The following is a 24,883-nucleotide window of genomic DNA, read 5'->3' as shown; positions in this document are numbered from 1 at the left end:
ATTAAACGAGTTAATCAGTTGTTAGTCTCAAAATTATTTGCAGCATTTATTCACTCACGTATTGTAGTTTGTGTATTCATTAACAATAAAAGAGCCAACCATGTTTGAGCAAAAAAGCCATTTTCTTACATCCTGTAAACCTGCGTTACTCCTCAGCACACTGTTTATTACAACCAACACATTTGCTGTCGAACCCGATTATCAAGATCAAGCCAAACTTCATGACATCGCAGCAGCGGTATCACCTCAACGCATAGAAAAGGATATTCAAGCATTAGTTGATTTTGGCACTCGTCACACGTTGTCCGAGACTAAATCAAATACCCGAGGGATTGGTGCTGCGCGTCGTTGGATAAAAGCAGAATTTGAAAAAATATCTGCCGAGTGTGGCGGCTGTTTAGAGGTTTTAGAAGTAAAAGACACCATATCAGGTGAAAAACGTATTCCTAACCCTGTTGAAGTGGTTAATATTATTGCAATTCAGCGCGGTAGTGATGAACCAAACCGCATGGTGATGATGTCCGGTGATATTGACTCGCGTGTAAGTGATGTAATGGATTTTACCAGTGATGCCCCAGGTGCAAATGATAATGCATCAGGCGTTGCGGGCGTGATTGAATCGGCTCGTGTGCTCTCTAAGTATAAGTTTAATGGCTCAATTGTTTATGCGGCGCTTTCAGGTGAAGAGCAAGGATTATTTGGTGGTAAAATCCTCGCCTCGTATGCACAAAAACAAGGCTGGCAAGTACACGGTGTACTCAACAACGACATGATTGGTAATGTTACAGGTATTAACGGCGTAACGGATAACACCACTGCGCGTATCTTCTCTGAAGGTACACGGGTTATTGAAACCAAAGAGCAAGCTCATAAACGCCGCTTTACTGGCGGCGAGGTCGATTCTGCAAGTCGTAACCTAGCGCGTTATATTGATACTATTGCTGATCGTTACATTCCTAACTTAGATACTATGTTGGTTTACAGGCTTGACCGTTTTGGTCGTGGAGGGCATCACCGCCCATTTAACGACATGGGCTATGCCGCTGTGAGGGTGATGGAAACCAACGAAAATTACAATCACCAACACCAAGATCTACGTACAGAAAATGGTATTGTTTATGGTGACACGATCGACGGTGTTGATTTTGATTACACGGCAAAACTCACCTCACTTAATGCGGTAAGCCTGGCCTCTATGGCATGGGCGCCAGCGCCACCAAAAGACGTTGAAATCTCAGGTGCTGTGCAGCCAAGCACCACTTTGAAATGGCAAAAAAACAGCGACAAAACAACGGTGGGTTACAGAATTTACTGGCGTTATACCAGCGAGCCACAATGGCAGTTTAGCCGCTATGTCGGTGATGTAAGCGAAGCAACCCTTAAAAATGTGGTGATCGACAACTATTACTTTGGTGTAGCCGCAGTGAATAAAGACGGCATTGAATCACCGGTGGTATTTCCAGGTGATGTAGGTGCATTTGAGCAGGATATAAACTAATTAATTAGGCGTAGCGCAAGGCGCTTTTGCGCTACAGCTTTAATTCATTGAAGGGATATTGCACTAAAATTCTCGGTATATACTTGGTTTAAGTTCTCGCTTTATCTTATTAATAAAATTAAATGATTGACTTTAAGAGTGTTTATTTTGATTGTTCTCGTTTAATAAAAATGTTGATTCTCGATTAGGTAAGTTCTTGCTATGAGCGGGGCGAGTTTTTATTGCCATCTTCCTCATAAGTTAGTAAGTTAATAATATTATTATAAATTTTAATGCGTATTGGCACGAATACAGGCACTTTCATAAAGTGTTTATCGGTATTCTTGGTAAAACGCTGTTAGGTATACACATGAGTCTTCTGCCAATGGCTGATACAGTGTCCCATGAAAAGGACGTGAAAGAAGCTAAAAGGCTCATTGCAGAAAAGCAATTAGTTGGTGCTGCAAACAACACAAAATGGAATGAGCTAATATCACAAATGCGTGAAATTTCTAATCCACCTTGCTACCGAACTAAGGTGGTTAATGGCTACATCTCGGGTGGGATAGCGAATGGTATTATCACTTACCATTTCCATTACTTTGCGTTGAGTGGATTGATATTGATTTGTCTGAAAAGGTTCTAAGTCTTATTAAACGGATCGGCTTTGAATTTGAAGTGACGGAATCATTTGTTAGAGTTTGGGGTTATTTTCCAAAGTGTTACAAAGAATTTACCTAACAAGGCCGTTTACGGCAAGCGTTATGTTTTTATAGGACTATCGATGAAATACTTATGGTTAATTCCACTTTTCTTATTGGCTGGTTGCCAAACTGCTCCAACTTTTTGTGAAAAGGAGCCTGAATCAAATTTATGCAACCAAAAAACTTATCACTACAATACAGATCAGGCACTCAAGGAATTTGAAACGAAAAAATCAAAGAAAGCCTTTGCTTTAGGGCAAACTGAAGATGGATGGGAGTTTTATGGCTATTCAGAAAGTTATAGCTCTAAAAAGAAAGCTAACAAACGTGCGCTTGAAGAATGTCAAAAAAGGTTGAATAAACATGGATCTAAAAGTAAATGTGAGGTTATTCGTTAGCAAAACATAATCGGGTAGCCGGAGGTCTCCTCCAGCCCCCACACCACCCATCATGCGCTTTTTATTAATAGGAAGTACAATGGGCGGTTCATCTCCCGTAATGAATATTGATCCAAATATCTCTTAATGACGCTAACCTTGTGACGCTAGATAGTTATTGCCTAGCGCAATGTTAATTCCTTTTGTTTTTGAGCTTTTGTAATGCTTCCTAAAACGCCAATTAAAGCAACAGCAAATATTTTACGTAAAATCGAAGTAACCGATTGAATCAAAATAGGAACTTGGCTATGGTTAACGCATCAATAAAAATAAATTAAAAACGAGTTATTCTACAGGCTCGTTAGATGTAAGAGACATGCGAAGCACAGTTCTTATAATACTTTTATCAATAATGCTCATATCATGTGGCTCATCATACAGCGTCCCACGTGCCGCGCTGCATATCGATGTTACTGATGCAAATCAATTCAATACACTGCTGGGCAGTATTAGAGACTTTCTTCAGGCTAAAGATTTTGCCGATCTGGGAAAAAATGAAGAAATGCTTGAGCTATTAAAGTGGAGTAGTGGAAAGCATAAGGGTGATTCCATCGCTAATACTAATAACGACCAAATAAGTAGGATCCATCGGACAAGGCGTTTTAAGAGCGAAGAATTAGAACTGGATGTGGTAATAATTGATTACTCAGACCTTGCGATCAAAAAGCGTTTTGTAAATTACCCGAGCTCAGAATCAGTAATATCCGATTCTCCAGCTTTGGAATTGAATATCTACAACTACAGGCTTGGAGGTTTTTCAATCGAGGGACATAAGTTATATGAAGAGATACTTTCATTTATAGAATCAAATCATAATAAGCCCATAAATATTATATTTTCACCCCCTGAAACGAACCAAAAAGAATTTTACAAGGTCTCTGCTATCAATTTTCTTACTGGTGGGGTGTGGTGGCTAATTGTTTATACGATTTCGATTGGAATTTTTGGGTTTATAATAATAAAAACACTAAACCGTACTAAGTTTACAGTTGTTAACAAGCGAGCAATATTTGCTTTATTTGGAACCATCTTGGCTACACCACTGCCTTTTCCAGCTGCAACAATATTTGTGATAGTACTGCCGAGCGTCATGGCTTTGCCTGCAATTGGGTCAGATTATTTCTCACGAATTCAGACTTTTGCTATACCATCATTTATTGTTAGCGCTGCTTTGTGTGTACTCTTATCCATCTATCTCATAAAAGGCAGCAAAAGTGAAAACACCTAACACATATGAGCCTTAACTCTGTCGATTTGGCAGTTAAGCAGGTCGCTTACGGCAAATACATATAAGGAGCGCTACGCAATAATCCTTACATTATTAGCACAGCATTTGCTTATATTCCTCTAAAGCGCAGCGCCTTTTGACCTCTTTGTGAATAATTCACTAAATTTTTTTTGCACAAAGAGCAGAGAAAAAGAATAAATGAGGATTAACTTGAAGGCTAATATTAGCATGCGTAAAACACATTACATAAATAGGCATATACGTAAAAGCTGATACTCAATGTATCACTTTACTGTCTCTCGACTTAACATAACGAAAATGGTTAATACGCCAATGAATAAAGTTCCGCTAAATAGAAATGAATACTCGCAAGAATCAAAGCGCTCTGTCGGCCACGAATTTCTCGCAGCGTATTATGAAGATATTAAATACGTTTGCATCAAATGTGACAGTGAGGCTGTATTTCTTGCTCAAGGTCAGAAACAGGCTTATGAAGTAAGAAAAGAGTATATGTGGATTGAGCGTAAACTGTGCTACATCTGCTGAAAACAAATGCGGGCAATCAAGGCTGAGTTATATAGAGTCGAACGTGAATACTGCGAAAACAAACCTAAAGCACTATCAAATAAAGAATTTCTTACTCAATGGTTGGGTATGTTAGATCTTTATCCAAAGTTTGGAAAAAAGGCGAATTTTGCACGGATAGATTTCGTCAAAAAGCACCTAGCAAATAATGTATGGTGAAGTTATGGAAACAGCGAGATTAATCGTCTTTATTATTAGTTTTAATTGTATGATAAATTAGTTGTTTACTTCATACAAAAACAGTGAAATGATTAAAATACAATGACATCATAAATAAAATAACAATATGAAACATCTATTTATCATTATTTTTAGCCTCATTTTTAGTGCTCACACAATTGCATTTGAAGTTAAGAGCAGTACTTTCGTTGGGCAAAAAACAAAGATAGAGCAACCGATCACGGTAGTCCTGCCGGATAATTATTCGAGCAATAAACGTTACAATGTGATCTATGTATTACATGGTTTTAGCGGTAACCACACTGATTGGACTAAATTAACCGACATAGAACAATTAGCCGATCAGTATGATGTGATAGTTGTAAACCCAGACGGTAATTATGGTGCCTGGTACTTAGATTCGCCGCAGCTTAACGATTCTCAATATGAAACTTACATAGCAGAAGATGTGGTAAATTATATTGATAATACCTATTCGACCAATCGGTCTAAAATGGGGCGGGGGATCACTGGTCTATCAATGGGGGGATATGGCGCATTGAATGTTGCTATAAATAATCAAGATGTTTTTGCAGCTGTTACGTCTATGTCTGGTGGTGTTGATTTACGACCATTTGCTGCTGAATTTGGTATTGCAAAAGTATTAGGTGAGTATAGCCAATATCCACAGCGCTGGGATAATGCATCCATCATCAATAATTTACACAAACTGGCTGCGGGTAATACACGTTGGAAAAAAACCGCTGATAACCTGCCTATTATGCTTGATATTGGTGTTGATGATTTTTTTATTGAGCAAAACCGTGAACTTCATGACGCGTTATTAGCACTTAGGATCCGCCATGATTATGTAGAACGACCCGGTGTACATGACTGGCACTATTGGCAAAAAGTTATTCCTTATCAATTTTTGTTTTTAACCAGCCATATGCAAAAAGCAGTAGAATGATTTCAGTATTTAAGGCTGAATATAGTTATTCAGCCTTTTGCTCAACTAGAATTAGAAGGGCTAAGAAAATGCGCTTTCTTTTATTTCAGCTTGCATTTGTTCACGCATTTTAAATTTTTGTAGCTTACCCGTCACCGTCATCGGGTAGTGTTCAACAAACCGTATGTGCTTCGGTACTTTAAAATAGGCGAGTTTATCTTTTAAGAAAGTACGTATTTCTTGCTCTGTTAATATCGCATCTTCTTTGGGTTGCACCCAAGCACAGACTTCTTCACCGTATTTTTCATCACTGATACCAAAAATAGCGGCATCTTGCACGCCCGGATAAGTGTAGAGTACTTCTTCAATTTCTCGCGGATAGATATTCTCTCCACCGCGAATAATCATATCTTTTATCCTCCCTACAATGGCAACAAAGCCTTGCTCATCCATTACCCCTAAATCACCCGAATGCAGCCAGCCATCTTTATCAATCGTTGCGGCGGTTTTTTCTTCGTCATTCCAATAGCAGCGCATAATACCAGCGCCTCGGCTACATACTTCACCGGGCAGGCCGATTTTTTGAATATCACCCAGTTCATCAATAATTTTTACCTCTGTATGGGCGAGGGCGCGACCCACTGTGGTGACTTGTTTTTCAATAGGGGAATCAATTTCTGTGACATTATTAATAGGGCTGCATTCAGTTTGACCATAGCCAATGACCACTTCTTTCATATGCATAAGTGAGTGCACTTTTCGCATCACCTGCTCTGGGCATGTTGATCCTGCCATTATACCGGTGCGTAAACTTGATAAATCAAAACGGGAGAAATCTTTTAGTTCAAGCTCTGCGATAAACATAGTAGGCACGCCATGAAGCGCGGTGCAGTGCTCTTGCTCTACTACTTCTAAGGTGGTGGTTGGATCAAACGATTCACCAGGGAACACCGCAGTGGCGCCTTTGCTGATACACACAAGGTTTCCTAGTACCATGCCAAAGCAATGATACAAAGGCACGGGGATACACAGTTTATCTGCGGCAGTTAACCCCATGGCGTTAGCCATTAAAAAACCATTATTCAAAATGTTGCGATGCGATAAAGTCGCCCCTTTGGGATTACCCGTTGTGCCAGAAGTAAACTGGATATTGATATCTTGATCTGGTTTTAGTGTTGCTGCAATGCTCTTGAGTGCTTGTTGTGTTGCATCGTTGGGCAGTGCCATAACGTGTTTAAAACTAAACATGCCCGGTGCGGGTTCATCGCCAATACGAATGATATTCTTTAAATCAGGTAAAATTTTTGCGCAAAGTTGCCCAGGAGTTGCTGTTGCAAGTTCTGGCAGTAACTCATTAAGCATATCAAGGTAATTACTGGCTTTAAAATTAGAGGCGGTAATAAGGGTAGAGCACTGTACCGAGTTAAGTGCATAGTGTAATTCATTAGGGCGATAGGCTGGATTAATACAGACCATAATGGCCCCGATCTTCGCTGTGGCAAATTGAGTTAAGCACCACTCAAGGTTATTAGGTGACCAAATACCGACCCGATCACCAGGCTTTACACCTATCGCCAACAAGCCCATGGCGAGTTGATTGATCTGTTGCTGATACTCACTATAACTTAAGCGAATGTTTTGATGGTGAACGATAATCGCAGGGTGGTTAGGGTTATTGTCGACAATATTATCTAGGTAGTCACCAATGGTTTGATTGATCAATATTGGGTTTTGTGCCCCTTGATAGTAGCTTTGTGTTAATGGAATGGGAGCTTTGCCCTCAGTATCGCTGTCGAACACAGTTTTATTTGTATTTTTTACGTGCATCGCCGTTCTCCGTGTCAATGTTGTGAGAGTTTACTTTGTTAGAAAAACATAGATTGTCGACAAAGGGAAGGGCTATACGACCAATGTAGCAAGAAAAAGGAAATGCGAGGCAATAAAAAACGCTAGTAAGTTTATGCAAACAGGTTTGCAATACTCACTAGCGCTATAGTATGTAGTTGTTAGCGCGTTAATTAAAACTAAAGCTCTTCACTGCGGTAGGTTTTCTTCATTAAATAAACGTAGGCGTTAACAAAAGCATTTTCTTGATACTTTTTCAGCCCTGTTTCTGCAAAATCGATAGGAATTGGGTTGCGCTTTAATTGCTCTTTGATTTCAGTCACTGTAAATAAATGCACATCGAGCTCTTTAATTAATTGAATCGCGGTCTCCATCTTAAATCCGTTTGCACTACCTGCAAATTTACCTTTTGGCGCACGTTGACGAATAGCGACGGAATCGATTTGATAATCTTGCATAAGCTTAGCAAAATCAAACTGGAATTTGCGCATTACTTCTGTGTCATTGCCATTACCTAAGGTAAAGCGAGTTTGGCGAATATCGCGTATATCAAATACGTCTTTATCTTTTGTTAAAATACACAGTAGTACGTCACTACCGGTAATTTCTACACCGCATGTTCTCATTGTCATTCTCTAAATAACTAGTTTGTTACATTATACCCAAGTCAACTCAAGATGCGAGTGCAGTTGGTATTAAAAGCGATTTCAATGGCAACGCCGCCATGATCGCTGATGCAAATATCCTCCTCTGTATGGGCAGGGTTTAAATGCTTGTCGAAGCTTAAATAGCGCATAGAGTGTATACGTGATAACACACACTTAGTATTAAAGTGGCCGGAGACTAAAATATAATCCAGAACATTGCCACGGCCTTGATAATAATGGGTGGCAGGTTTGATTTTACCTTCAATCGCTTCGGTGCTTAATGCAAATGCGTCAGTCAGTCCAACTATGGGTTGTTCAAGCTCTAGACATGGTTCGCATCGAGTCGGGTGAAAACCTTGCGTCATAAACGATAACGCTGGGCTTTGGATATTGTCGTTAAAGTCGCCCATCACTAAGGTGGCACAGTTGTTCTCACGCTGCGTTTTAAGTGCGTCGTAGTAAACAATTGATGCTTCCAGTGACCGTGATATATGTGATTGCATCATGCCAACCGTTTGCTGCAGTAAATTAAGTAGTGGATCGTCTTGATTGTGAATGTTTAGCATATGCGCCATGGAATGCACTCGTTGTGATTTAAAGTGCACCACATAACAGGCTAGCTCGCCAAAGCCGGGTATATCAAAATGACATTTAATTGGCGTACGGTTAAATTTAAACTCATTTTGATTATTTAAATATTCCAGTAGCTCAGGGCAAGGAGTTAGTTGCTGGCATTGCTGAAAAGGAATTTTTGCGGCAATCGCGACGACGGGATTAAATAATACTTGCGGGTAGAGATTGTCACTGCGGGGGCAGGCGACGGTAGCAAAATAGTTATAGCCTTGCTCTTTACACAGTATTTCGAGTTGTTGTGGGCTAAATACTTCTTGAAATGCAACCACCGTGGCTTGGCTTTGTTGCAAGAAGTCAGCAATAAATTGCTGTTTTTGCCGCCATTGTGTTGCATTGTAACGTTCGTGTAATTGATAAAAGGAATAAGGGGGCGCTGCATAATTAAGTAAATTTAAGGTGGCAAAACGAATACTTTTAAGTGTGGTCATTCGATGATCCAACAGCTGAAATTGCATTAAGTATGAAATGCCGCGGTTATTTGTCAATTTGTCTGGCTAAATACTTGTATTTAACCGCCTCAAACGCGACAATAACTGCTTGCGTTTGGTAAGACTCAACAAATGCATTAACCAATATGGTTAAAATTAACAATGCTTATTCGTAAAAGCGTTGTCGAGTTACTCATTTTACTTTAAATAAATACATGTGATGCATTGTAGGCGTCACCACTGTAGTAAGGATTTATAATGCCAGTTATTACCCTTCCTGACGGCAGTCAGCGTAGTTTTGAAAACCCAGTTAGCACCCTTGATGTAGCCAATGATATCGGCCCAGGCCTTGCTAAAGCGACCATTGCAGGTCGTGTAAATGGCGTGCGTGTGGATGCATGTGATTTAATTTCTGAAGATTCACGCTTAGAGATTATCACGGTAAAAGATGATGATGGTTTAGAGATCATTCGTCACTCATGCGCTCACTTAATAGGTCATGCTGTTAAGCAGCTGTTCCCTGAAGCAAAAATGGCAATTGGTCCTACTATCGATAATGGTTTTTACTATGATATCGATATGGAACATTCGCTTAGTCAAGAAGACTTAGACGCCATTGAAAAGCGCATGTTACAACTTGCAAAAACAAACTACGACGTTGTTAAACAAACCGTCAGCTGGCAAGAAGCGCGCGATGCATTTGCAGCGCGTGGCGAAACATACAAAATCGAAATTTTAGACGAAAATATCGCTAAAGATGATCGTCCAGGCCTATATCATCACGAAGAGTATGTTGATATGTGTCGTGGTCCGCACGTACCAAATATGAAGTTCTGCCAACACTTTAAAATAATGAAAGTAGCAGGTGCTTACTGGCGTGGTGACTCAGAAAACAAAATGTTGCAACGTATTTATGGCACCGCTTGGGGTGACAAGAAGCAACTAAAAGCATATTTAAAGCGTTTAGAAGAAGCTGAAAAACGTGACCACCGTCGTATTGGTAAAGCCCTTGATTTATGGCATTGGCAAGAAGAAGCACCGGGCATGGTGTTTTGGCATAACGATGGGTGGAGCATTTACCGTGAACTAGAAGACTTTGTGCGCGAAAAACTACGCGAATACCAGTACGAAGAAGTAAAAGGTCCAATGATGATGGACCGCTCGTTATGGGAAAAGTCAGGCCACTGGGATAAATATTCAGATGCAATGTTTACCACTGAATCTGAAAAACGTGAGTACGCTATTAAGCCGATGAACTGTCCAGGTCACGTACAAATCTTTAATCAAGGTTTAAAATCGTACCGTGATTTACCACTGCGTATGGCTGAGTTTGGTTGTTGTCACCGTAATGAGCCATCAGGTGCGTTGCACGGCTTAATGCGTGTTCGTGGTTTTACTCAAGATGATGCGCATGTTTTCTGTACCGAAGACCAAGTGATGGATGAAGTATCATCATGTATCAAAATGGTTTACGACACGTACGAAACGTTTGGCTTTGAAAAAATAGTTGTAAAGCTTTCTACTCGCCCTGAAAAACGTATCGGCGAAGACGAAATTTGGGATAAAGCAGAGCAAGCATTGGCAGATGCGCTTAAAGCAAATAACATTGAATTTGATTATTTACCGGGTGAAGGCGCCTTCTACGGTCCGAAAATTGAATTTACTTTGTACGATTGCTTAGACAGAGCGTGGCAATGTGGTACAGTGCAACTCGATTTTGCTTTACCGGGTCGTTTAGGTGCAACGTATGTTGCTGAAAACAACGAGCGTCGTACACCGGTTATGATCCACCGCGCTATTCTTGGTTCTATCGAGCGTTTTATCGGTATATTGACTGAAGAGTATGCAGGTTTATTCCCAACGTGGCTTGCGCCTAAGCAAGTAGTGATCATGAATATCACTGATAAACAGGCGGATTATGTGCAAGAAATTGTACAAAAATTAAATAAACTTGGAATTAGAGCCGCTGCTGACTTGAGAAATGAGAAGATTGGCTTTAAAATCCGTGAACATACATTAAAACGTATTCCTTATTTACTTGTTGTTGGCGATAAAGAAGTTGAACAACAAGAAGTGGCAGTACGGACTCGCACAGGTGAAGACTTGGGCAAATTTAATGTTGATGACTTCGTCGCTAAAATTTGTGAAGAAATTAAACATCGACAATAAAAATCCAGCGTGTAGGGCATTAACACAACAGCTAACTACACGCTTAATATTTGATATTCTTGGAGGAACGTACCATTAGAGGCGGCAAGAAAGGGCAACAAACAGCTCAAAAAAATCGTATCAACGATGAAATTACAGCTAAAGAAGTTCGTTTAATCGACATCGACGGCGAACAAGCTGGCATTCAAACATTAAGAGATGCGCAAGCTATGGCTGATGAAGCAGGTGTTGATCTAGTAGAGATCAGCCCAAATGCTGAGCCGCCTGTGTGTAAGGTCATGGACTACGGTAAGTTCATCTTTGAAAAAAGCAAAGAACTAAAAGAGCAGAAGAAGAAACAAAAGCAAATCCAGATAAAAGAAATCAAATTCCGTCCTGGTACGGATGAAGGTGATTATCAGGTCAAGCTGCGTAGCTTACGTAAGTTCTTAGAAGCGGGTGATAAAGCTAAAATCACTATTCGTTTCCGTGGTCGTGAAATGGCGCACCAAGAAATTGGTATAGAATTATTAAACCGTGTTAAAGCTGATTTAGAAGATCTTGCGCAAGTAGAGTCTTTCCCAAATCGTGTTGAAGGTCGTCAAATGGTTATGATGATGGCTCCTGTTGCTAAAAAGCAATAAACAAGCTAGAATACGCACCGAATTTAGCTCAGGTCTGCAAGTAATATGCGAATATTCACCTGAGTTAACCGGTTTTAAAGTAAAACTGCAGCATTTATGTTGAGTTTTCACCGGAATATGGCAGTAAGTTAGGCCTAAAAGTGGAGCTGTAGCAATATATCTCACGCCTGCTTACTAATTTTAAAGCAATACATTTGGAGTTATTGCAATGGCTTATAAGCTAAAAAGTCACAGAGGCGCAGCTAAGCGTTTCAAGAAAACTGCTTCTGGCGGTTTCAAGCGTAAACAAGCGCATCTTCGTCACATTCTGACTAAGAAAACTTCTAAGCGTAAGTTACACCTACGTCCTAAGATGATGGTTCATAAAAATGACCATGGTCTAGTTTCACGTATGTTACCATTCGCTTAATAGGGGTTTTTAGAAATGGCAAGAGTTAAACGCGGCGTTGTCGCACGTGCACGTCACAAAAAAGTTTTAAAACAAGCAAAAGGTTACTACGGAGCACGTTCACGTGTTTACCGCGTAGCTTTCCAGGCTGTTACTAAAGCGGGTCAATACGCTTACCGTGACCGTCGTGCTAAGAAACGTACTTTCCGTCAATTATGGATTGCACGTATCAATGCTGCTTCACGTCAAAATGGTCTGTCTTACAGCCGTTTTATCAATGGTCTTAAAAAGACTTCTGTAGAAATCGATCGTAAGATCCTTGCAGATATCGCTGTTTATGACCAAGTTGCATTCGCAGCGCTTGTTGCAAAAGCAAAAGAAGGCCTAGCGGCAGCTTAAGCTTTAAAATAAGTAATGAAAAGGAGCCCATGGCTCCTTTTTTTGTGGCTAAAATAAACTGTGTACTCATTTCTAACTAAAATCTTTGCGGTAAGCCTCGTGAAAAGCGAGATAGTCGGTAGTGATCCCACCCCAATTAACGCTATATAATAATTACAAATAAATGAGGTAATTAACTATTTTGAATTGGCAATCCTTAGTTGATAACCGCCAACGGTTTTTTTGGGTCTTACAGATCGCCGGTTGGATAGGTTATGCACTTGTTAACTACATTGGCTCTAAAGTATTTGAAATGCGCGATATCTATGTATTTGTGATCGTGCTCAATGCTTACGCCGGATGTTTAATGACTGTGCCATTACGGTATATGTATCGTAAGGTCTGGAATGCAGCCCCTTGGATTTTAATGCTGGTGGTGTTCACTGCGTCTTATGTTACCGGTACTTTATGGGCGGTGATCCAAAAATTTAATTTATGGGAAATTTACCGCCATGGCTATCGCCCTACAGAGTGGTTTTACTATTTTCAGCAAGGTTTAGATTCGGTTTATATTATCCTTTGTTGGAGTGGTTTGTATTTTGGTATTAAATATTATCAGCTCTTGCAAAGTGAGCGACAAAAGGCCCTTAAAGCAACGACCATGGCCCATGAAGCGCAATTAAAGATGCTTCGTTATCAGTTAAATCCACACTTTTTATTTAATACTTTGAATGCCATATCGACGTTGATTTTGGTAAAAGAAAATAAAGATGCTAATTTAATGGTGTCAAAGTTAAGTGATTTCTTACGCTATACACTCAATACTGATCCAATAAAAAAAGTACCACTTGAACAAGAGTTACATGCACTGATGCTCTATCTTGAAATAGAGCGAGTGCGCTTTGATGAACGACTTCAAGTGAATGTACAAGTCAGCGATGAAGCAAAAAATGCATTAGTGCCAAGCTTGATTTTGCAACCGATCATTGAAAACGCGATTAAATATGCGATAGCTCATCTCACAGAGGGGGGAGTGATTGATATTAAAGCACAAGTTTTTGCTAATGAACTATTATTGGAAGTAGGCGATAATGGCCCTGGTACAGAATTACTTAATGGCCAATTGGTTAACTCACAAGGGGTTGGGGTGGCAAATACTAAAGACCGTTTAAAAACCTTATATGAGAATAACTATTCGTTTGTGTTGTCACATAATACGCCAAGTGGATTGAAGGTTAATCTGCGCGTTCCGTTTGAAAAGGCTGTGAAAAAATGAGCAAGATTAAGACCCTGATTGTTGATGATGAACCTTTAGCTCGTAGAGGTTTAGCAGTTAGATTAGAAGAATTTGATGATATTGAAGTCATGCAACTTTGTAGCTCTGGACAAGAAGCCATAGATGCATGCCAAGCAGGGAAAATAGATTTAGTTTTTTTAGATATTCAAATGCCTGGAATGAATGGATTTGAGGTAGCTAGAGCACTGAGTGAAAGTGTCAGAGCACTACCTGCGATTGTATTTGTTACAGCATTTGATCAGTTCGCAGTCAAAGCGTTTGAAATTCATGCTTTAGATTATATTCTTAAACCAGTCGATGACAATAGACTTAAACAGGCGGTAGAGAAAGTGCATACCTACTTGAAGACGCAACAAGACAACGCCCATAAAAAGAAATTGGCAAGTTTTGTCGCTGGAATTACTGGCAATAATTGTGAAGAGATTTTGAAAAAACTCGCCACCGGCGATACATTAACAGATCGACGTTACCCAGAGTCTTTAGCTGTGAAAGAACAAGGAGAAATAATCCGTGTTCCTGTCGCAACAATTCAATGGGTTGACGCTGCTGGTGATTATATGTGTTTGCATTGCCAAGATGGGCAAACTCATATCCTTCGCAAAACAATGAAAGAGTTAGAGCAGGAGCTTGATCCACAATTATTTGTCCGCGTACATCGCAGTGCAATAGTCAATACAAAACAAATTAGTAAGCTAGTTACCCAGGTCAGTGGTGAGTATTTGTTAGTGTTAGACAATGGTCAAGAACTAAAGGTAAGCCGTAGTTATCGCGACAAAGTTAAAGCTGCGTTAGCAAGTTAATATTAGTTAGTACAAGTTGTATTAAAACGCTTTTTTATTAAATAAAAAACGCGAGCTCAGTGTGCTCGCGTTTTTTTAGTTTTAACTTCTAGCTGAAGTGGCTGATCAAGCAACTGTCACTATTTTCATGGTGTTGGTTGCGCCGATGGTTTCCATTGCATCACCGTGAGTAAGAATAACAGTGTCACCTGATTGTAAAGAGCCTGATGCAACTAATGTGTTAAGAGCATCTTTTACCATGTTATCTTTTTCACATTGTGTTGAGTCAAAAAATACGGGGTAAACACCACGATATAATGCTGTTTGACCAAGTGTACTTGCGTGACGAGACAATGAATAAATTGGTAACCCAGAGCTAATACGTGACATTAATTTAGCCGTGCTGCCTGATTCAGTTAACGTTACAATCGCTTTCACAGAATCTAGGTGGTTTGCCGCATACATGGCAGATAAAGCAATTGATTCAGCGTTTGACGAGAAACGGCTATCTAAACGATGCTTAGAAACATGCGTTTCTTTTTGTGATTCTGCACCTAAACAAACGCGTGCCATAGTTGCAACGGTTTCTTCAGGGTAATCACCAGCAGCTGTTTCAGCTGAAAGCATCACAGCATCAGTACCATCTAGTACAGCATTGGCAACATCCATAACCTCTGCACGCGTTGGCATCGGGTTATCAATCATTGATTCCATCATTTGCGTTGCGGTGATCACAGTACGATTAAGTGAACGAGCGCGACGAATAATAAGCTTTTGCTTACCCATTAATGCGGCATCGCCAATTTCTACACCTAAGTCACCTCGTGCAACCATTACAGCATCAGATGCTAATACGATATCATCAACAGCTTCAACGGTTTCTACTGCTTCAGCACGCTCAATTTTAGCTAGCAATTGTGCGTTTGAACCTGCAGCTTCGGCAAGTGAACGCACATATCGCATATCATCACCACTGCGCGGGAATGAAACTGCAATATAATCAACGCCAATTTCAGCGGCAGTAATTAAATCTTCTTTATCTTTTTCAGTAAACGCAGGTGCAGTTAAACCACCACCTAAGCGGTTGATCCCTTTGTTATTTGATAACACACCACCCACGGTTACTGTGGTATGAACTAAATGACCTTCAACATTTGCAACGGTCAATTGAATTAAGCCATCGTTTAATAGTAATAAATCACCTGGTGCGACGTCTTGTGGCAATTCTTTGTAATCAATACCAACTGCGTTAATATCGCCTTGGCCTTTTTCCATTTTTGCATCTAAGATAAATTTAGCGCCAACGGCCAGTGATACTTTGCCATCTTTAAAAGTAGATACACGAATTTTAGGGCCTTGTAAGTCAGCTAAAATAGCAATGTGCTTACCTAATTTTTTAGCAATATCACGCACAGCTTGAGCGCGATCTTTGTGATCTTGTGCAACACCGTGTGAAAAGTTCAAACGCACTACGTTTGCACCAGCACGGATTATTTTTTCTAAGTTATTATCTCGATCGGTTGCAGGTCCAAGGGTCGCGACTATTTTTGTGCGTCTAAGCATCAAATTCTCCTGTAGGCTTATTAAATTATAAGCAGGTTGACGGTTTTTCGTTATTTATATATGTCGTTTTACACGCATAATACGGTTTTTATTGGCAGCTAATACATCTATAAAAGCTGTGTAACTTATTATGCTGCCATTATTTTATACAAAATAAATATTACCACATTATGACACCGGTGTCAGATTCCGTCAATGATCGGGCTACATCCAAGCTAGGAAAATTTATCGCCCTCAGTGAATGGTTGTTTGCTATAATCGCGCAGAATGTATGTTCTTATGAACTGTGAATAAGTAATTTATTATCCGCAGTACAGGTTTCATAATATATACGCAGTGGTATCTGTCTCTAGGCTCGCATTTTTAAGTGGCTTGGGTATAATGCGCGCGGTATTATTTTCATTTACTAACCAATAGTTGTTACCGAGGAGGACACTAAATGCAAGTTGCATTAGTCGGGTTAGGCGTTATGGGTAAAAATCTTGCTCTGAACTTGATAGAACAGGGTATGACGCTAGTAGCTTATGATAAAAACCCAGATGCGGGCGAAGAGCTATTAAGCTGTGCTAAATTACAAGGCATGGCAGATCGTCTGCACATTGTGTCTGATTTAGCTGATATGGTAAAACGGTTAACGCCACCTCGCTCAATCTTGTTATTAGTACCAGCAGGTGAGTTAGTTGATAAAGTGTGTAACGAATTAGTTGAAGCGGGTGTTGATTGCGACGACATTATTGTCGATTGCGGAAATAGTAACTATAAAGATGGCATAACGCGTAAACTTAAATATCAAAATAAATTTGAATTTGCCACTATGGGGATTTCTGGCGGTGCAGAAGGTGCTCGTCATGGTCCTGCAATGATGGCAAGTGGTTCAGAAGGTGGCTGGGAGCGTGTCGAGCCATGGTTTGAAAAAGTGGCTGCCAGTTACAAAGGTGAGTCGTGTTTTGCCCGTGTAGGTCAATCTGCCAGTGGTCATTTTGTTAAAATGGTGCACAACGGCATCGAATACGCATTAATGCAATTAATTGCTGAAATGTATCAATTATTGCGTTTAGGCACCAACCGTACACCACATGAAGTTGCTGAAATTTTTAACCAATGGTCTGAAGGCTCACTAAATAGCTACTTACTATCTATTTCAAGCCATATCTTAACGTTAGAAACTGACGAAGCGGAAGCCCTTGTTGATTTAATTGACAATAAAGTAGGCGCCAAAGGCACTGGTTTATGGACTGCGCAAAATGCACTAGAACTAGGTATAGCAGTCCCTTCATTGGTAGCTGCAGTTCAAGCGCGTCATCTAACCAATACCGGCGATACACACGCTGCAAAAGAAATGACTTATGCTGCTAAAGCAACGTCACAAGTTGAGCTTGATTTAGACGAACTTAAAGATGCTTTCTTGTTTGCAAGCTTATTGGCATATCGCCAAGGCCTTGCGCTTATTAAAGGCGCATCGCGGGCGCATCAGTGGAAAGTAGACTTATCTAAAACGCTACAAACATGGCGTGCAGGCTGTATTATTCGTGCTGATTATTTAGATAACATTGCTGAGGGTGTTGAGTTTATTGATACCCTTGAAAAAGAGTCACTCGCACTGCGTAAAGTCACAGGTCAAGCTATGATGACCGGATTAGCATTTCCGGTATTAAGCTCAACGCAAACGTATTTCGCCACACTAACTACGCCAAGTAATGGTCATTTAGTACAGGCTCAGCGAGATTACTTTGGTGAGCATGGTATTAAAACCCACAGTGGTGAAGTATGCCATTTAACTGACTTAGTTGATATTGACGCAAAAGTTCGTTAATTAGACTAAACGGTTTAAATAAAAGGCACGCTAATTAGCGTGCCTTTTATTTTTAAACAATGTTTTTATTGTCAGCAATCCAGCTTAGCGACTCAACTCACCACGTAAGTTATCTTGCATTAGATGGCGAATGGTTTCAATTTCAAGCTTTTGGCTAAACAAGTAATGTAATTTAGTTAAGCATGCTTCCAGTGTCATATCATAGCCACTGATCACACCAATATTGAGTAATGCATTACCTGTTGCATAACCGCCCATATTGACATGACCTTTTAAGCATTGAGTTAGATTGATGATCACCATACCGCGTTTACTTGCGCTGGCTAGGATCTCTAAAAACTCTGGATCTTGTGGAGCATTGCCTACACCAAAGCTCAATAATACTAAGGCTTTGATATTATCGTTTACTAGACTTTTAACCACGGCATGACTGATCCCAGGATACAAGTACAACACCCCAATAGGCTGCGGTGTGATGTTGGTGACTTGTAGTTCATTTTCAACATACGGACTCAACTGCCCCTTGAGTAACTGAATGTTGATACCTGATAAAGCCAGTGGCTCGAGGTTTGGCGAGGCAAAAGCATCAAACCCGTCTGCGTGTGCTTTCGTTGCGCGATTACCACGAAATAGTTGATTATTAAAAAATAAGCTGACTTCTGCGATTGGGTAATTTGCCGCTAAATACATGGCATTGAGTAAATTGACTTGGCCATCAGAGCGTAGCTGTGAAAGGGGAATTTGTGAGCCAGTGACAATTATTGGCTTGGTCAAGTTCTCAAACATAAATGACAGTGCAGATGCGGTATAGGCCATGGTATCTGTACCATGGAGTACCACAAAACCATCATAGTCTTGGTACTTACTTTTAATGTCATCAGCAATTAATTGCCAATGGGCAGGGGACATGTCTGATGAATCAATTAACGGGCAATACTCGTGAATATCGAATAAAGGCATTTCATCACGATTAAATTCAGCATTGTTTACTACGGTTTGTGTTAAAAAGCCATCCGCAGGAATATAACCTCGGCTTGATTTTTTCATGCCAATTGTACCGCCCGTGTATGCGATATAAATACGTTTACGTTTCATAAAAAAGCCCAGTAAAAAAAACTGGGCTTAGTATAACCTGTGCAGATATAGAGTACAGTCGAGAACGACTGATTTACTGAATAACGTTACACACTAAACAACGTGCATAAATTCCTTGCGGATCATTGTAATCTTGTAAGCTTTCAACCTCAGAGGTTAACTGCTTCACTAAGCCATTGATTGACGCTTTATTTGATAATAGATTTTGTAAGCTACTTTGTGAGCCGATAAATGCCTTAACTGATGCATTACCAAATATATCTTGCATTAATTGCTCTTGCCCAGAAAGACTCTGCTTGATGGTTTTAACTTCATAAAAATCAAGTTTAGCAAGTTCAGCGGCAGCTTTTATTGCATCTTGCTTATTACCAAGCTTATCAATTAAGCCTAGCTCTTGTGCTTGGCTTGCAATCCATACACGGCCTTGGGCAATGTTATCGACTTGCTCTGGGGTCATATTCCGTGCTTGTGCAACGACCTCTAAAAAGCGTTGATAGGCATCTTCAACGCTTAATTGAATAACTTGCGCCATCTTTTCATCAAGCGGGCGAGCGATTGATAGGCCACCCATTTCAGTCGTTGCTACACCATCAGAATACACGCCGAGTTTAGCCATCGTGTTTTCAAAGGTCATAAAATTACCAAATACACCAATTGAGCCGGTAATTGTACTTGGTGCAGCCCAAATTTCATTAGCTGCTGATGCAATCCAATAACCGCCAGACGCTGCTACAGAACTCATAGAAGCAATCACAGGCTTGCCTGCTGCTTTAAGGGCCAGTACTTCAGCGCGAATAACTTCAGACGCAAACATGCTGCCACCGCCTGAATCAATACGTAGCACCACGGCTTTTACTTTTTCATCTAAGCGCGCTTTACGTAATAATGCCGCAGTAGAGTCACCCCCAATTTCACCCGCTTTACGTTCGCCGTCAGAAATAGTACCGCGAGCAACAACAACAGCGACTTTTTCAGTTACTGGGTTATCAAACTCAATAGGCGGTTTAATTAATGATAAATATTCATTAAATGAAACTTGATTAAAGGTTTTACCAGTTTCTTCAGTACCTACTAATGCAATCAATTCTTGGCGAACTTGCTGATTCGTTTTTAATGAATCTACCCATTGATGTTCAAGTGCGTACCGACCTGAATCACCATTCACAGCTTGCATTTTTGCAAGGAAGATATCCATAGTTTCATCAAAGTTTGTTTCATCAAATGGGCGTACTGCGGCTACATCTTGCTTGTATTCTTGCCATAAGGCACCTAGCCAAACTCTGTTAGCTTCTTTGGCTGCATCCGACATATCATTACGAATAAATGGTTCAACTGCAGATTTAAATGTGCCAACGCGGAAGATATGCTGTGTGATACCCAGCTTCTCTAATGCATCTTTAAAATACAGTGGGTACATAGCAAAACCTTGAATTTCAACACCACCGTAAGGGTGCATTGAGACTTCATTTGCATGAGCCGCAAGGTAATATTGCGCTTGAGAGTAATAATAGCCTGATGCAATTACTTTTTTACCTGTCGCTTTAAAACGATCAAGCGCCTGTGTGATTTGCTTTAATTTATTCAAATGCGCATTCGGCATTTTTTGTAAATCGAGCAAAATGACACTAATACGATCATCTTTAGTTGCTTGGTCAATTACTTCAACAATATCATCGAGTAAAATTTCTGCCGGCTCTTCGTTACCCATTGTGGCATCATTGATGGCTGCTTCAATTGGATCTACGTAGGTTTTTTCTTCTACGATTGGTCCATTGAGGTTGAGCCTGAGCACAGAAGTATCGGCAACTTTAATTTCATCGTCATCACTGGCTATTGAGACAATGAAAAGAATCACAATTAGTACAAATAAAAAATTGAGAACTAAACGACGAGAAAAGTTAATTCCTGCCCAGAGTCCTTTAAACAGCTTTGCAATCAAAATAAATCCTTAGTCTGGTACAACTTACATCTAACTCCATCTTAGCCTAGAATAAAAATTTATTTAACTGTTAAATCGTAACTAAGTATTTATGAATGTCGTTATTTACAACGTTAACGGTCAATACCATACATAATTTAGTGCTTTTGTTGCTTATTACTTGCCATTCAAGCAAAATTCGCTAATGTATAGAGGTTAGACCAGTTAACGGGGCAGAGGATGTTAGAACAACAACTACAATTAAAACACACACAATTACGCAATCGCTTAGTGATGGGGTCAATGCACACTGGGCTTGAAGAGGGGTGGCATAATAGAAAACGACTTCGTGCTTTTTATGAAGCACGCGCTAAAGGTGGTACCGCTATGCTTATCACGGGTGGTTATAGTCCTAATCTGCGTGGTAAGTTAACCCCTATTTCATCCTCATTTAACAGCTATTATGATGTAGTTAAGCATCGTGCCTACACTGACGTTGTACACCAACATGGCGGAAAGATTTGCTTACAATTATTACACGCTGGTCGTTACGCTTATCATCCATTTAATCAAGCCCCGAGTGCAATAAAAGCGCCTATTAACCCTTATACACCAAAGGCGATGTCTGCTGGTGCAATTAAAAAAACCATTAAAGATTTTGCTCAGTCAGCTTATTTAGCGCAAAAGGCAGGTTATGATGGCGTTGAAGTTATGGGCTCAGAAGGTTATCTGATCAATGAGTTTATGGCGCCGCATACCAATAAACGCACAGACGAATACGGGGGAAGTTTAGAAAACCGGATGCGTTTAGCGTTAGACATTGTTAAAGCAGTTCGGGCGAAAGTAGCGAAAGAGTTTTTAATCATCTTTCGTTTATCAGTGATGGATCTGATCCCAAATGGATCAACGCCGCAAGAAGTCACAATTCAAGCTAAAGCGTTAGAGCAGGCTGGTGTTGATATATTTAATACCGGTATTGGTTGGCATGAAGCGCGTGTGCCCACCATTGCCAGTATGGTACCCCCTGGTGCATTTAAAGAAGCATCAAAACGCTTAAAAGAAGTGGTGTCAGTGCCTGTCATTGCGGTAAATAGGATTAACACGCCTGCAATTGCCAATGAAATTTTAACAGCAGGGGATGCAGATTTAATTTCGATGGCACGCCCACTGCTTGCCGATCCTGAGTTTTTTAATAAATACCAATCACAACACAGTGAACAAATTAATATTTGTATCGGCTGTAACCAAGGATGCTTAGATCATGTATTCAAAGGCAAGCGAGCCACTTGTTTAGTAAATCCTCAAGCGGGCTTTGAATTAGATTACCCGCTTGAACACACGCAAAAAGCTAAAAACGTATTGGTCGTTGGTGCTGGCCCTGCGGGGTTATCTGCGAGCTGCTACTTGGCACAAAAAGGCCATACAGTCACACTGATTGATAAAAACACCGATATGGGCGGTCAATTTAATTTAGCAATGCGAATCCCAGGCAAAGAAGATTTTAATCACACCCTTCGGTATTTTATAAACGAACTTGAGCGCCTCAAGGTTACAGTAACGCTCAACACTGCATATACAGATAGTATGCTTGATCAATACGATGATGTTGTTTTTGCCACCGGCGTTCGTCCGCGAGAAGCAAACTTTACCTGCGCTGATGGCAAACGGGTTTTTTCTTATGATGAAGTGATCCGTGGTGAGGTTGAATTGGGGCAGTCGATTGCGATTTTAGGTGCCGGTGGCATTGGTTTTGATATGGTTGCTTTTTTAAGTGAGCATAAAAATCAAACTATCACTGAGTTTAAAACCCAGTGGGGTATTGAGTGCGAGCCAACACCGCATAAAGATAGTCGCCAGCTATTTATGCTCAAACGCAGTGCAGGGCGCTTTGGCAGTGACCTTGGCAAAACCACGGGTTGGATACATCGCCAAGTTGCAAAGCAACATGGTGTAAAACAAATTGCTGACTGTCAGTACCATCACTTTGATGCCCAAGGCTTGAAAATTACAGTAGCAGCAGAGCAGCAAGTTTTACCTGTTGACACAGTCATTGCGTGTATCGGCCAAGTGTCTAACAATGAGGTTATGTCCCAATTAATTGAGCATCCAAAAGTACATGTGATTGGTGGGGCTAAGTTAGCGTCAGCAATTGATGCAAAACGAGCTATTTATGAAGCGCTTCAAGTTGCGCGTAAAATTTAGTTGAAATAAACTTTCTGTCGTAGCGGTCTTTGTTTAATACATTTCAAAAGACTAGACTGCTACGATGAATACATTGATCACACTCTATAAAACGTCCCTACAAAAAATGGCCTTGTTTGATGGTCTGCCTGCCTTACTATTTAGATTGATACTCGCGCCTGTTATGATCATCGCGGGTTATAACAAGCTCAATATAAGTGGTGGAGACACGGGCTTTTTTGAATTTTTTCTAGCTTCTCCTGATGTTGTTAGTTGGTTTGGCAATGCTGATTGGGGCTTAGGCTTACCTTTTCCTGACTTACTGGCTTTTTTAGCTGGTTGGAGCGAATTTCTAGGCGGTTGGCTGTTGTTGATTGGTTTATTTACACGCCTAGTGAGTATTCCACTGATGTTTACTATGGTCGTTGCTGCAACCTCTGTACATTGGCACAATGGTTGGTTTGCTATTGCGCCGACCGATCCCGATACCAGTGCTGCTCAAGTACTTGATTGGTTAGCTATTCCCGGTGCTAAAGAAAGCCTCGATAATTCTCGTGAGGTTAAAGATCGCATTGAAAAAATTCGCGATTTAGTTGAAGAGCATGGTTTCCCGGATTACCTATATGAAAAGGGCAAACCCTCCATATTAAATAATGGCATTGAATTTTCAGCCATCTATTTTGCTATGTTACTAAGCTTGTTTTTTACTGGTGGTGGACGCTTTGTGAGTGTGGATCACTGGTTACGAAGAAGGCTCGAATAATCGCGATATTTGTTTGTAAGTTTGCAGCACTCGCTGCAAACTTTCTAACTTTCTAACTTTCTAACTTTCTAACTTTCTAACTTTCTAACTTTCTAACTTTCTTAGCGTTCGCTAACAATGTTATGCTAGTTTCTTTTTAAAGTAGAGAATTGCTATGGACGCTATTGAGCTGTTATTAACTCGCCAATCTGATCCCAAATTAAGTTTCCCTGGACCCAATCAAGCACAATTAGACAACATTAAAAAGGCTGCATTAAAAGTTCCCGATCATGGTGGTTTGGCCCCTTGGCAATTTTTTATTGTAGAAGAAACAGGGCGCGATCGCTTGGGTGAGATTTATTATCAAAGTGCGATTGCAGAACAACAAGATGAAAAAACCATCAGTCGTGCTAAAGAGTTACCGCAGCGAGCACCCATGATCATCATTGCCGTGGCAAAGTATCAAGCGCACCCAAAAGTTCCTCGAATTGAACAAATACAAAGCGCAGGTTGTGCGGTGTTTGCAATGCAACAGGCAGCGTTTGCACAAGGGTTGGCTGGTATTTGGCGTACCGGCTACTTTGCGCAAAGTGCTGCAGTAAAGAATGCACTTGGCCTTGCTGAGCAAGATGAAATTGTCGGTTACCTTTATTTAGGCACTGCGGTTGTTGATTGCACTAAGCCTGCACGACATCACGTCGACGATTTTTTCAGTATATTATAAAGTGAACTTCTCAGCGCCATCATAGTCATACTGTATTAAGGTTGCTTTTGTTACCTTTGCTTCGTTATACGTTGGCTGTGAGAAGCGCTAGGATGCGAACAATAATTCTTCTACGGTTTGT

The 24,883-nt window shown here is 40.4% G+C and carries 22 protein-coding genes; 16 read left to right on the top strand and 6 right to left on the bottom strand.

What is annotated here, in order from left to right; translation table 11 throughout:
* Positions 1 to 100 precede the first annotated feature (100 nt).
* The 6 genes from CWB85_RS05430 to CWB85_RS05405 all read left to right on the top strand — a co-directional run bounded on the left by CWB85_RS05430 (position 101) and on the right by CWB85_RS05405 (position 5,560).
* The gene (locus tag CWB85_RS05430; RefSeq protein ID WP_050901562.1) at positions 101 to 1,498 is read left to right on the top strand and encodes a M28 family peptidase; all 1,398 of its coding nucleotides are present in this window, start codon (positions 101 to 103) and stop codon (positions 1,496 to 1,498) included.
* A gap of 349 nt (positions 1,499 to 1,847) precedes the next feature.
* Positions 1,848 to 2,123 (top strand): DUF6678 family protein, encoded by a 276-nt coding sequence (locus tag CWB85_RS05425; protein WP_249314792.1) that lies wholly within the window; start codon positions 1,848 to 1,850, stop codon positions 2,121 to 2,123.
* Positions 2,093 to 2,218 carry a DUF6678 family protein gene (locus tag CWB85_RS23030; protein ID WP_446887223.1) on the top strand — a complete coding sequence of 42 codons (126 nt, stop codon included), beginning with the start codon at positions 2,093 to 2,095 and terminating at the stop codon, positions 2,216 to 2,218. The genes CWB85_RS05425 and CWB85_RS23030 overlap by 31 nt, the downstream gene beginning before the upstream one ends.
* Positions 2,169 to 2,579 carry a hypothetical protein gene (locus CWB85_RS05420; RefSeq protein WP_249314791.1) on the top strand — a complete coding sequence of 137 codons (411 nt, stop codon included), beginning with the start codon at positions 2,169 to 2,171 and terminating at the stop codon, positions 2,577 to 2,579. The genes CWB85_RS23030 and CWB85_RS05420 overlap by 50 nt, the downstream gene beginning before the upstream one ends.
* 355 nt (positions 2,580 to 2,934) lie before the next feature.
* Positions 2,935 to 3,846 (top strand): hypothetical protein, encoded by a 912-nt coding sequence (locus tag CWB85_RS05410; protein ID WP_249314789.1) that lies wholly within the window; start codon positions 2,935 to 2,937, stop codon positions 3,844 to 3,846.
* Positions 3,847 to 4,717: 871 nt separating this feature from the next.
* The gene (locus tag CWB85_RS05405) at positions 4,718 to 5,560 is read left to right on the top strand and encodes an alpha/beta hydrolase (RefSeq protein ID WP_138554322.1); all 843 of its coding nucleotides are present in this window, start codon (positions 4,718 to 4,720) and stop codon (positions 5,558 to 5,560) included.
* A 60-nt stretch (positions 5,561 to 5,620) separates the two neighbouring features.
* Here CWB85_RS05405 and CWB85_RS05400 read toward each other — a convergent pair whose 3' ends face one another.
* The 3 genes from CWB85_RS05400 to CWB85_RS05390 form a co-directional block, all read right to left on the bottom strand.
* Positions 5,621 to 7,366 (bottom strand): AMP-binding protein, encoded by a 1,746-nt coding sequence (locus tag CWB85_RS05400; RefSeq protein ID WP_138554321.1) that lies wholly within the window; start codon positions 7,364 to 7,366, stop codon positions 5,621 to 5,623.
* Positions 7,367 to 7,563: 197 nt separating this feature from the next.
* Positions 7,564 to 8,010, bottom strand: a complete 447-nt coding sequence (locus CWB85_RS05395; protein WP_016707249.1) for a DUF3010 family protein — start codon at positions 8,008 to 8,010, stop codon at positions 7,564 to 7,566.
* Between the two features lie 41 nt (positions 8,011 to 8,051).
* The gene (locus CWB85_RS05390; protein WP_138554320.1) at positions 8,052 to 9,092 is read right to left on the bottom strand and encodes an endonuclease/exonuclease/phosphatase family protein; all 1,041 of its coding nucleotides are present in this window, start codon (positions 9,090 to 9,092) and stop codon (positions 8,052 to 8,054) included.
* A gap of 258 nt (positions 9,093 to 9,350) precedes the next feature.
* On the opposite strand from CWB85_RS05390, the gene thrS reads away from it, so the two are divergent.
* The 6 genes from thrS (at position 9,351) to CWB85_RS05360 (ending at position 14,747) form a co-directional block, all read left to right on the top strand.
* Entirely contained in the window at positions 9,351 to 11,261 is a 1,911-nt protein-coding gene (gene thrS / locus CWB85_RS05385) for a threonine--tRNA ligase (RefSeq protein ID WP_016707246.1), read from the top strand.
* A 59-nt stretch (positions 11,262 to 11,320) separates the two neighbouring features.
* Entirely contained in the window at positions 11,321 to 11,884 is a 564-nt protein-coding gene (gene infC, locus CWB85_RS05380) for a translation initiation factor IF-3 (RefSeq protein ID WP_016707245.1), read from the top strand.
* A 208-nt stretch (positions 11,885 to 12,092) separates the two neighbouring features.
* Complete coding sequence (gene rpmI / locus CWB85_RS05375) at positions 12,093 to 12,293, top strand: 50S ribosomal protein L35 (RefSeq protein ID WP_004587840.1); 201 nt, start codon at positions 12,093 to 12,095, stop codon at positions 12,291 to 12,293.
* A 15-nt stretch (positions 12,294 to 12,308) separates the two neighbouring features.
* Positions 12,309 to 12,671, top strand: coding sequence for a 50S ribosomal protein L20 (rplT, locus tag CWB85_RS05370; RefSeq protein WP_008110477.1), 363 nt, complete (start codon positions 12,309 to 12,311; stop codon positions 12,669 to 12,671).
* Positions 12,672 to 12,852: 181 nt separating this feature from the next.
* Entirely contained in the window at positions 12,853 to 13,926 is a 1,074-nt protein-coding gene (locus CWB85_RS05365; protein WP_016707244.1) for a sensor histidine kinase, read from the top strand.
* Positions 13,923 to 14,747 (top strand): LytR/AlgR family response regulator transcription factor, encoded by an 825-nt coding sequence (locus tag CWB85_RS05360; protein WP_016707243.1) that lies wholly within the window; start codon positions 13,923 to 13,925, stop codon positions 14,745 to 14,747. The genes CWB85_RS05365 and CWB85_RS05360 overlap by 4 nt, the downstream gene beginning before the upstream one ends.
* 105 nt (positions 14,748 to 14,852) lie before the next feature.
* Here CWB85_RS05360 and pyk read toward each other — a convergent pair whose 3' ends face one another.
* Entirely contained in the window at positions 14,853 to 16,289 is a 1,437-nt protein-coding gene (gene pyk, locus CWB85_RS05355) for a pyruvate kinase (protein WP_016707241.1), read from the bottom strand.
* Positions 16,290 to 16,728: 439 nt separating this feature from the next.
* Between pyk and gnd the strand changes: the two genes are divergently transcribed.
* Complete coding sequence (gnd, locus tag CWB85_RS05350) at positions 16,729 to 18,102, top strand: NADP-dependent phosphogluconate dehydrogenase (RefSeq protein WP_138554319.1); 1,374 nt, start codon at positions 16,729 to 16,731, stop codon at positions 18,100 to 18,102.
* Positions 18,103 to 18,186: 84 nt separating this feature from the next.
* Here the strand turns inward: gnd and ansA are convergent, their stop codons facing one another.
* Together ansA and sppA are read right to left on the bottom strand one after the other, a co-directional pair.
* Complete coding sequence (gene ansA, locus CWB85_RS05345; RefSeq protein WP_016707239.1) at positions 18,187 to 19,197, bottom strand: asparaginase; 1,011 nt, start codon at positions 19,195 to 19,197, stop codon at positions 18,187 to 18,189.
* A gap of 73 nt (positions 19,198 to 19,270) precedes the next feature.
* On the bottom strand, positions 19,271 to 21,136 hold the full coding sequence (gene sppA, locus CWB85_RS05340) for a signal peptide peptidase SppA (RefSeq protein ID WP_138554318.1): 1,866 nt from the start codon (positions 21,134 to 21,136) through the stop codon (positions 19,271 to 19,273).
* Positions 21,137 to 21,355: 219 nt separating this feature from the next.
* Between sppA and CWB85_RS05335 the strand changes: the two genes are divergently transcribed.
* The 3 genes from CWB85_RS05335 to CWB85_RS05325 all read left to right on the top strand — a co-directional run bounded on the left by CWB85_RS05335 (position 21,356) and on the right by CWB85_RS05325 (position 24,762).
* Complete coding sequence (locus CWB85_RS05335; protein ID WP_138554317.1) at positions 21,356 to 23,317, top strand: oxidoreductase; 1,962 nt, start codon at positions 21,356 to 21,358, stop codon at positions 23,315 to 23,317.
* A gap of 64 nt (positions 23,318 to 23,381) precedes the next feature.
* Positions 23,382 to 24,059, top strand: a complete 678-nt coding sequence (locus CWB85_RS05330) for an HvfX family Cu-binding RiPP maturation protein (protein WP_138554316.1) — start codon at positions 23,382 to 23,384, stop codon at positions 24,057 to 24,059.
* A gap of 154 nt (positions 24,060 to 24,213) precedes the next feature.
* Complete coding sequence (locus tag CWB85_RS05325; protein ID WP_016707234.1) at positions 24,214 to 24,762, top strand: NAD(P)H nitroreductase; 549 nt, start codon at positions 24,214 to 24,216, stop codon at positions 24,760 to 24,762.
* Positions 24,763 to 24,883 lie beyond the last annotated feature (121 nt).

It is taken from the genome of Pseudoalteromonas sp. S1727 (assembly GCF_005886375.1).
Classification (GTDB): Bacteria; Pseudomonadota; Gammaproteobacteria; order Enterobacterales; family Alteromonadaceae; genus Pseudoalteromonas; species Pseudoalteromonas haloplanktis.
Note: the sequence above shows the minus strand (reverse complement) of the source record. Positions and strands in the feature narration are given on the sequence as shown.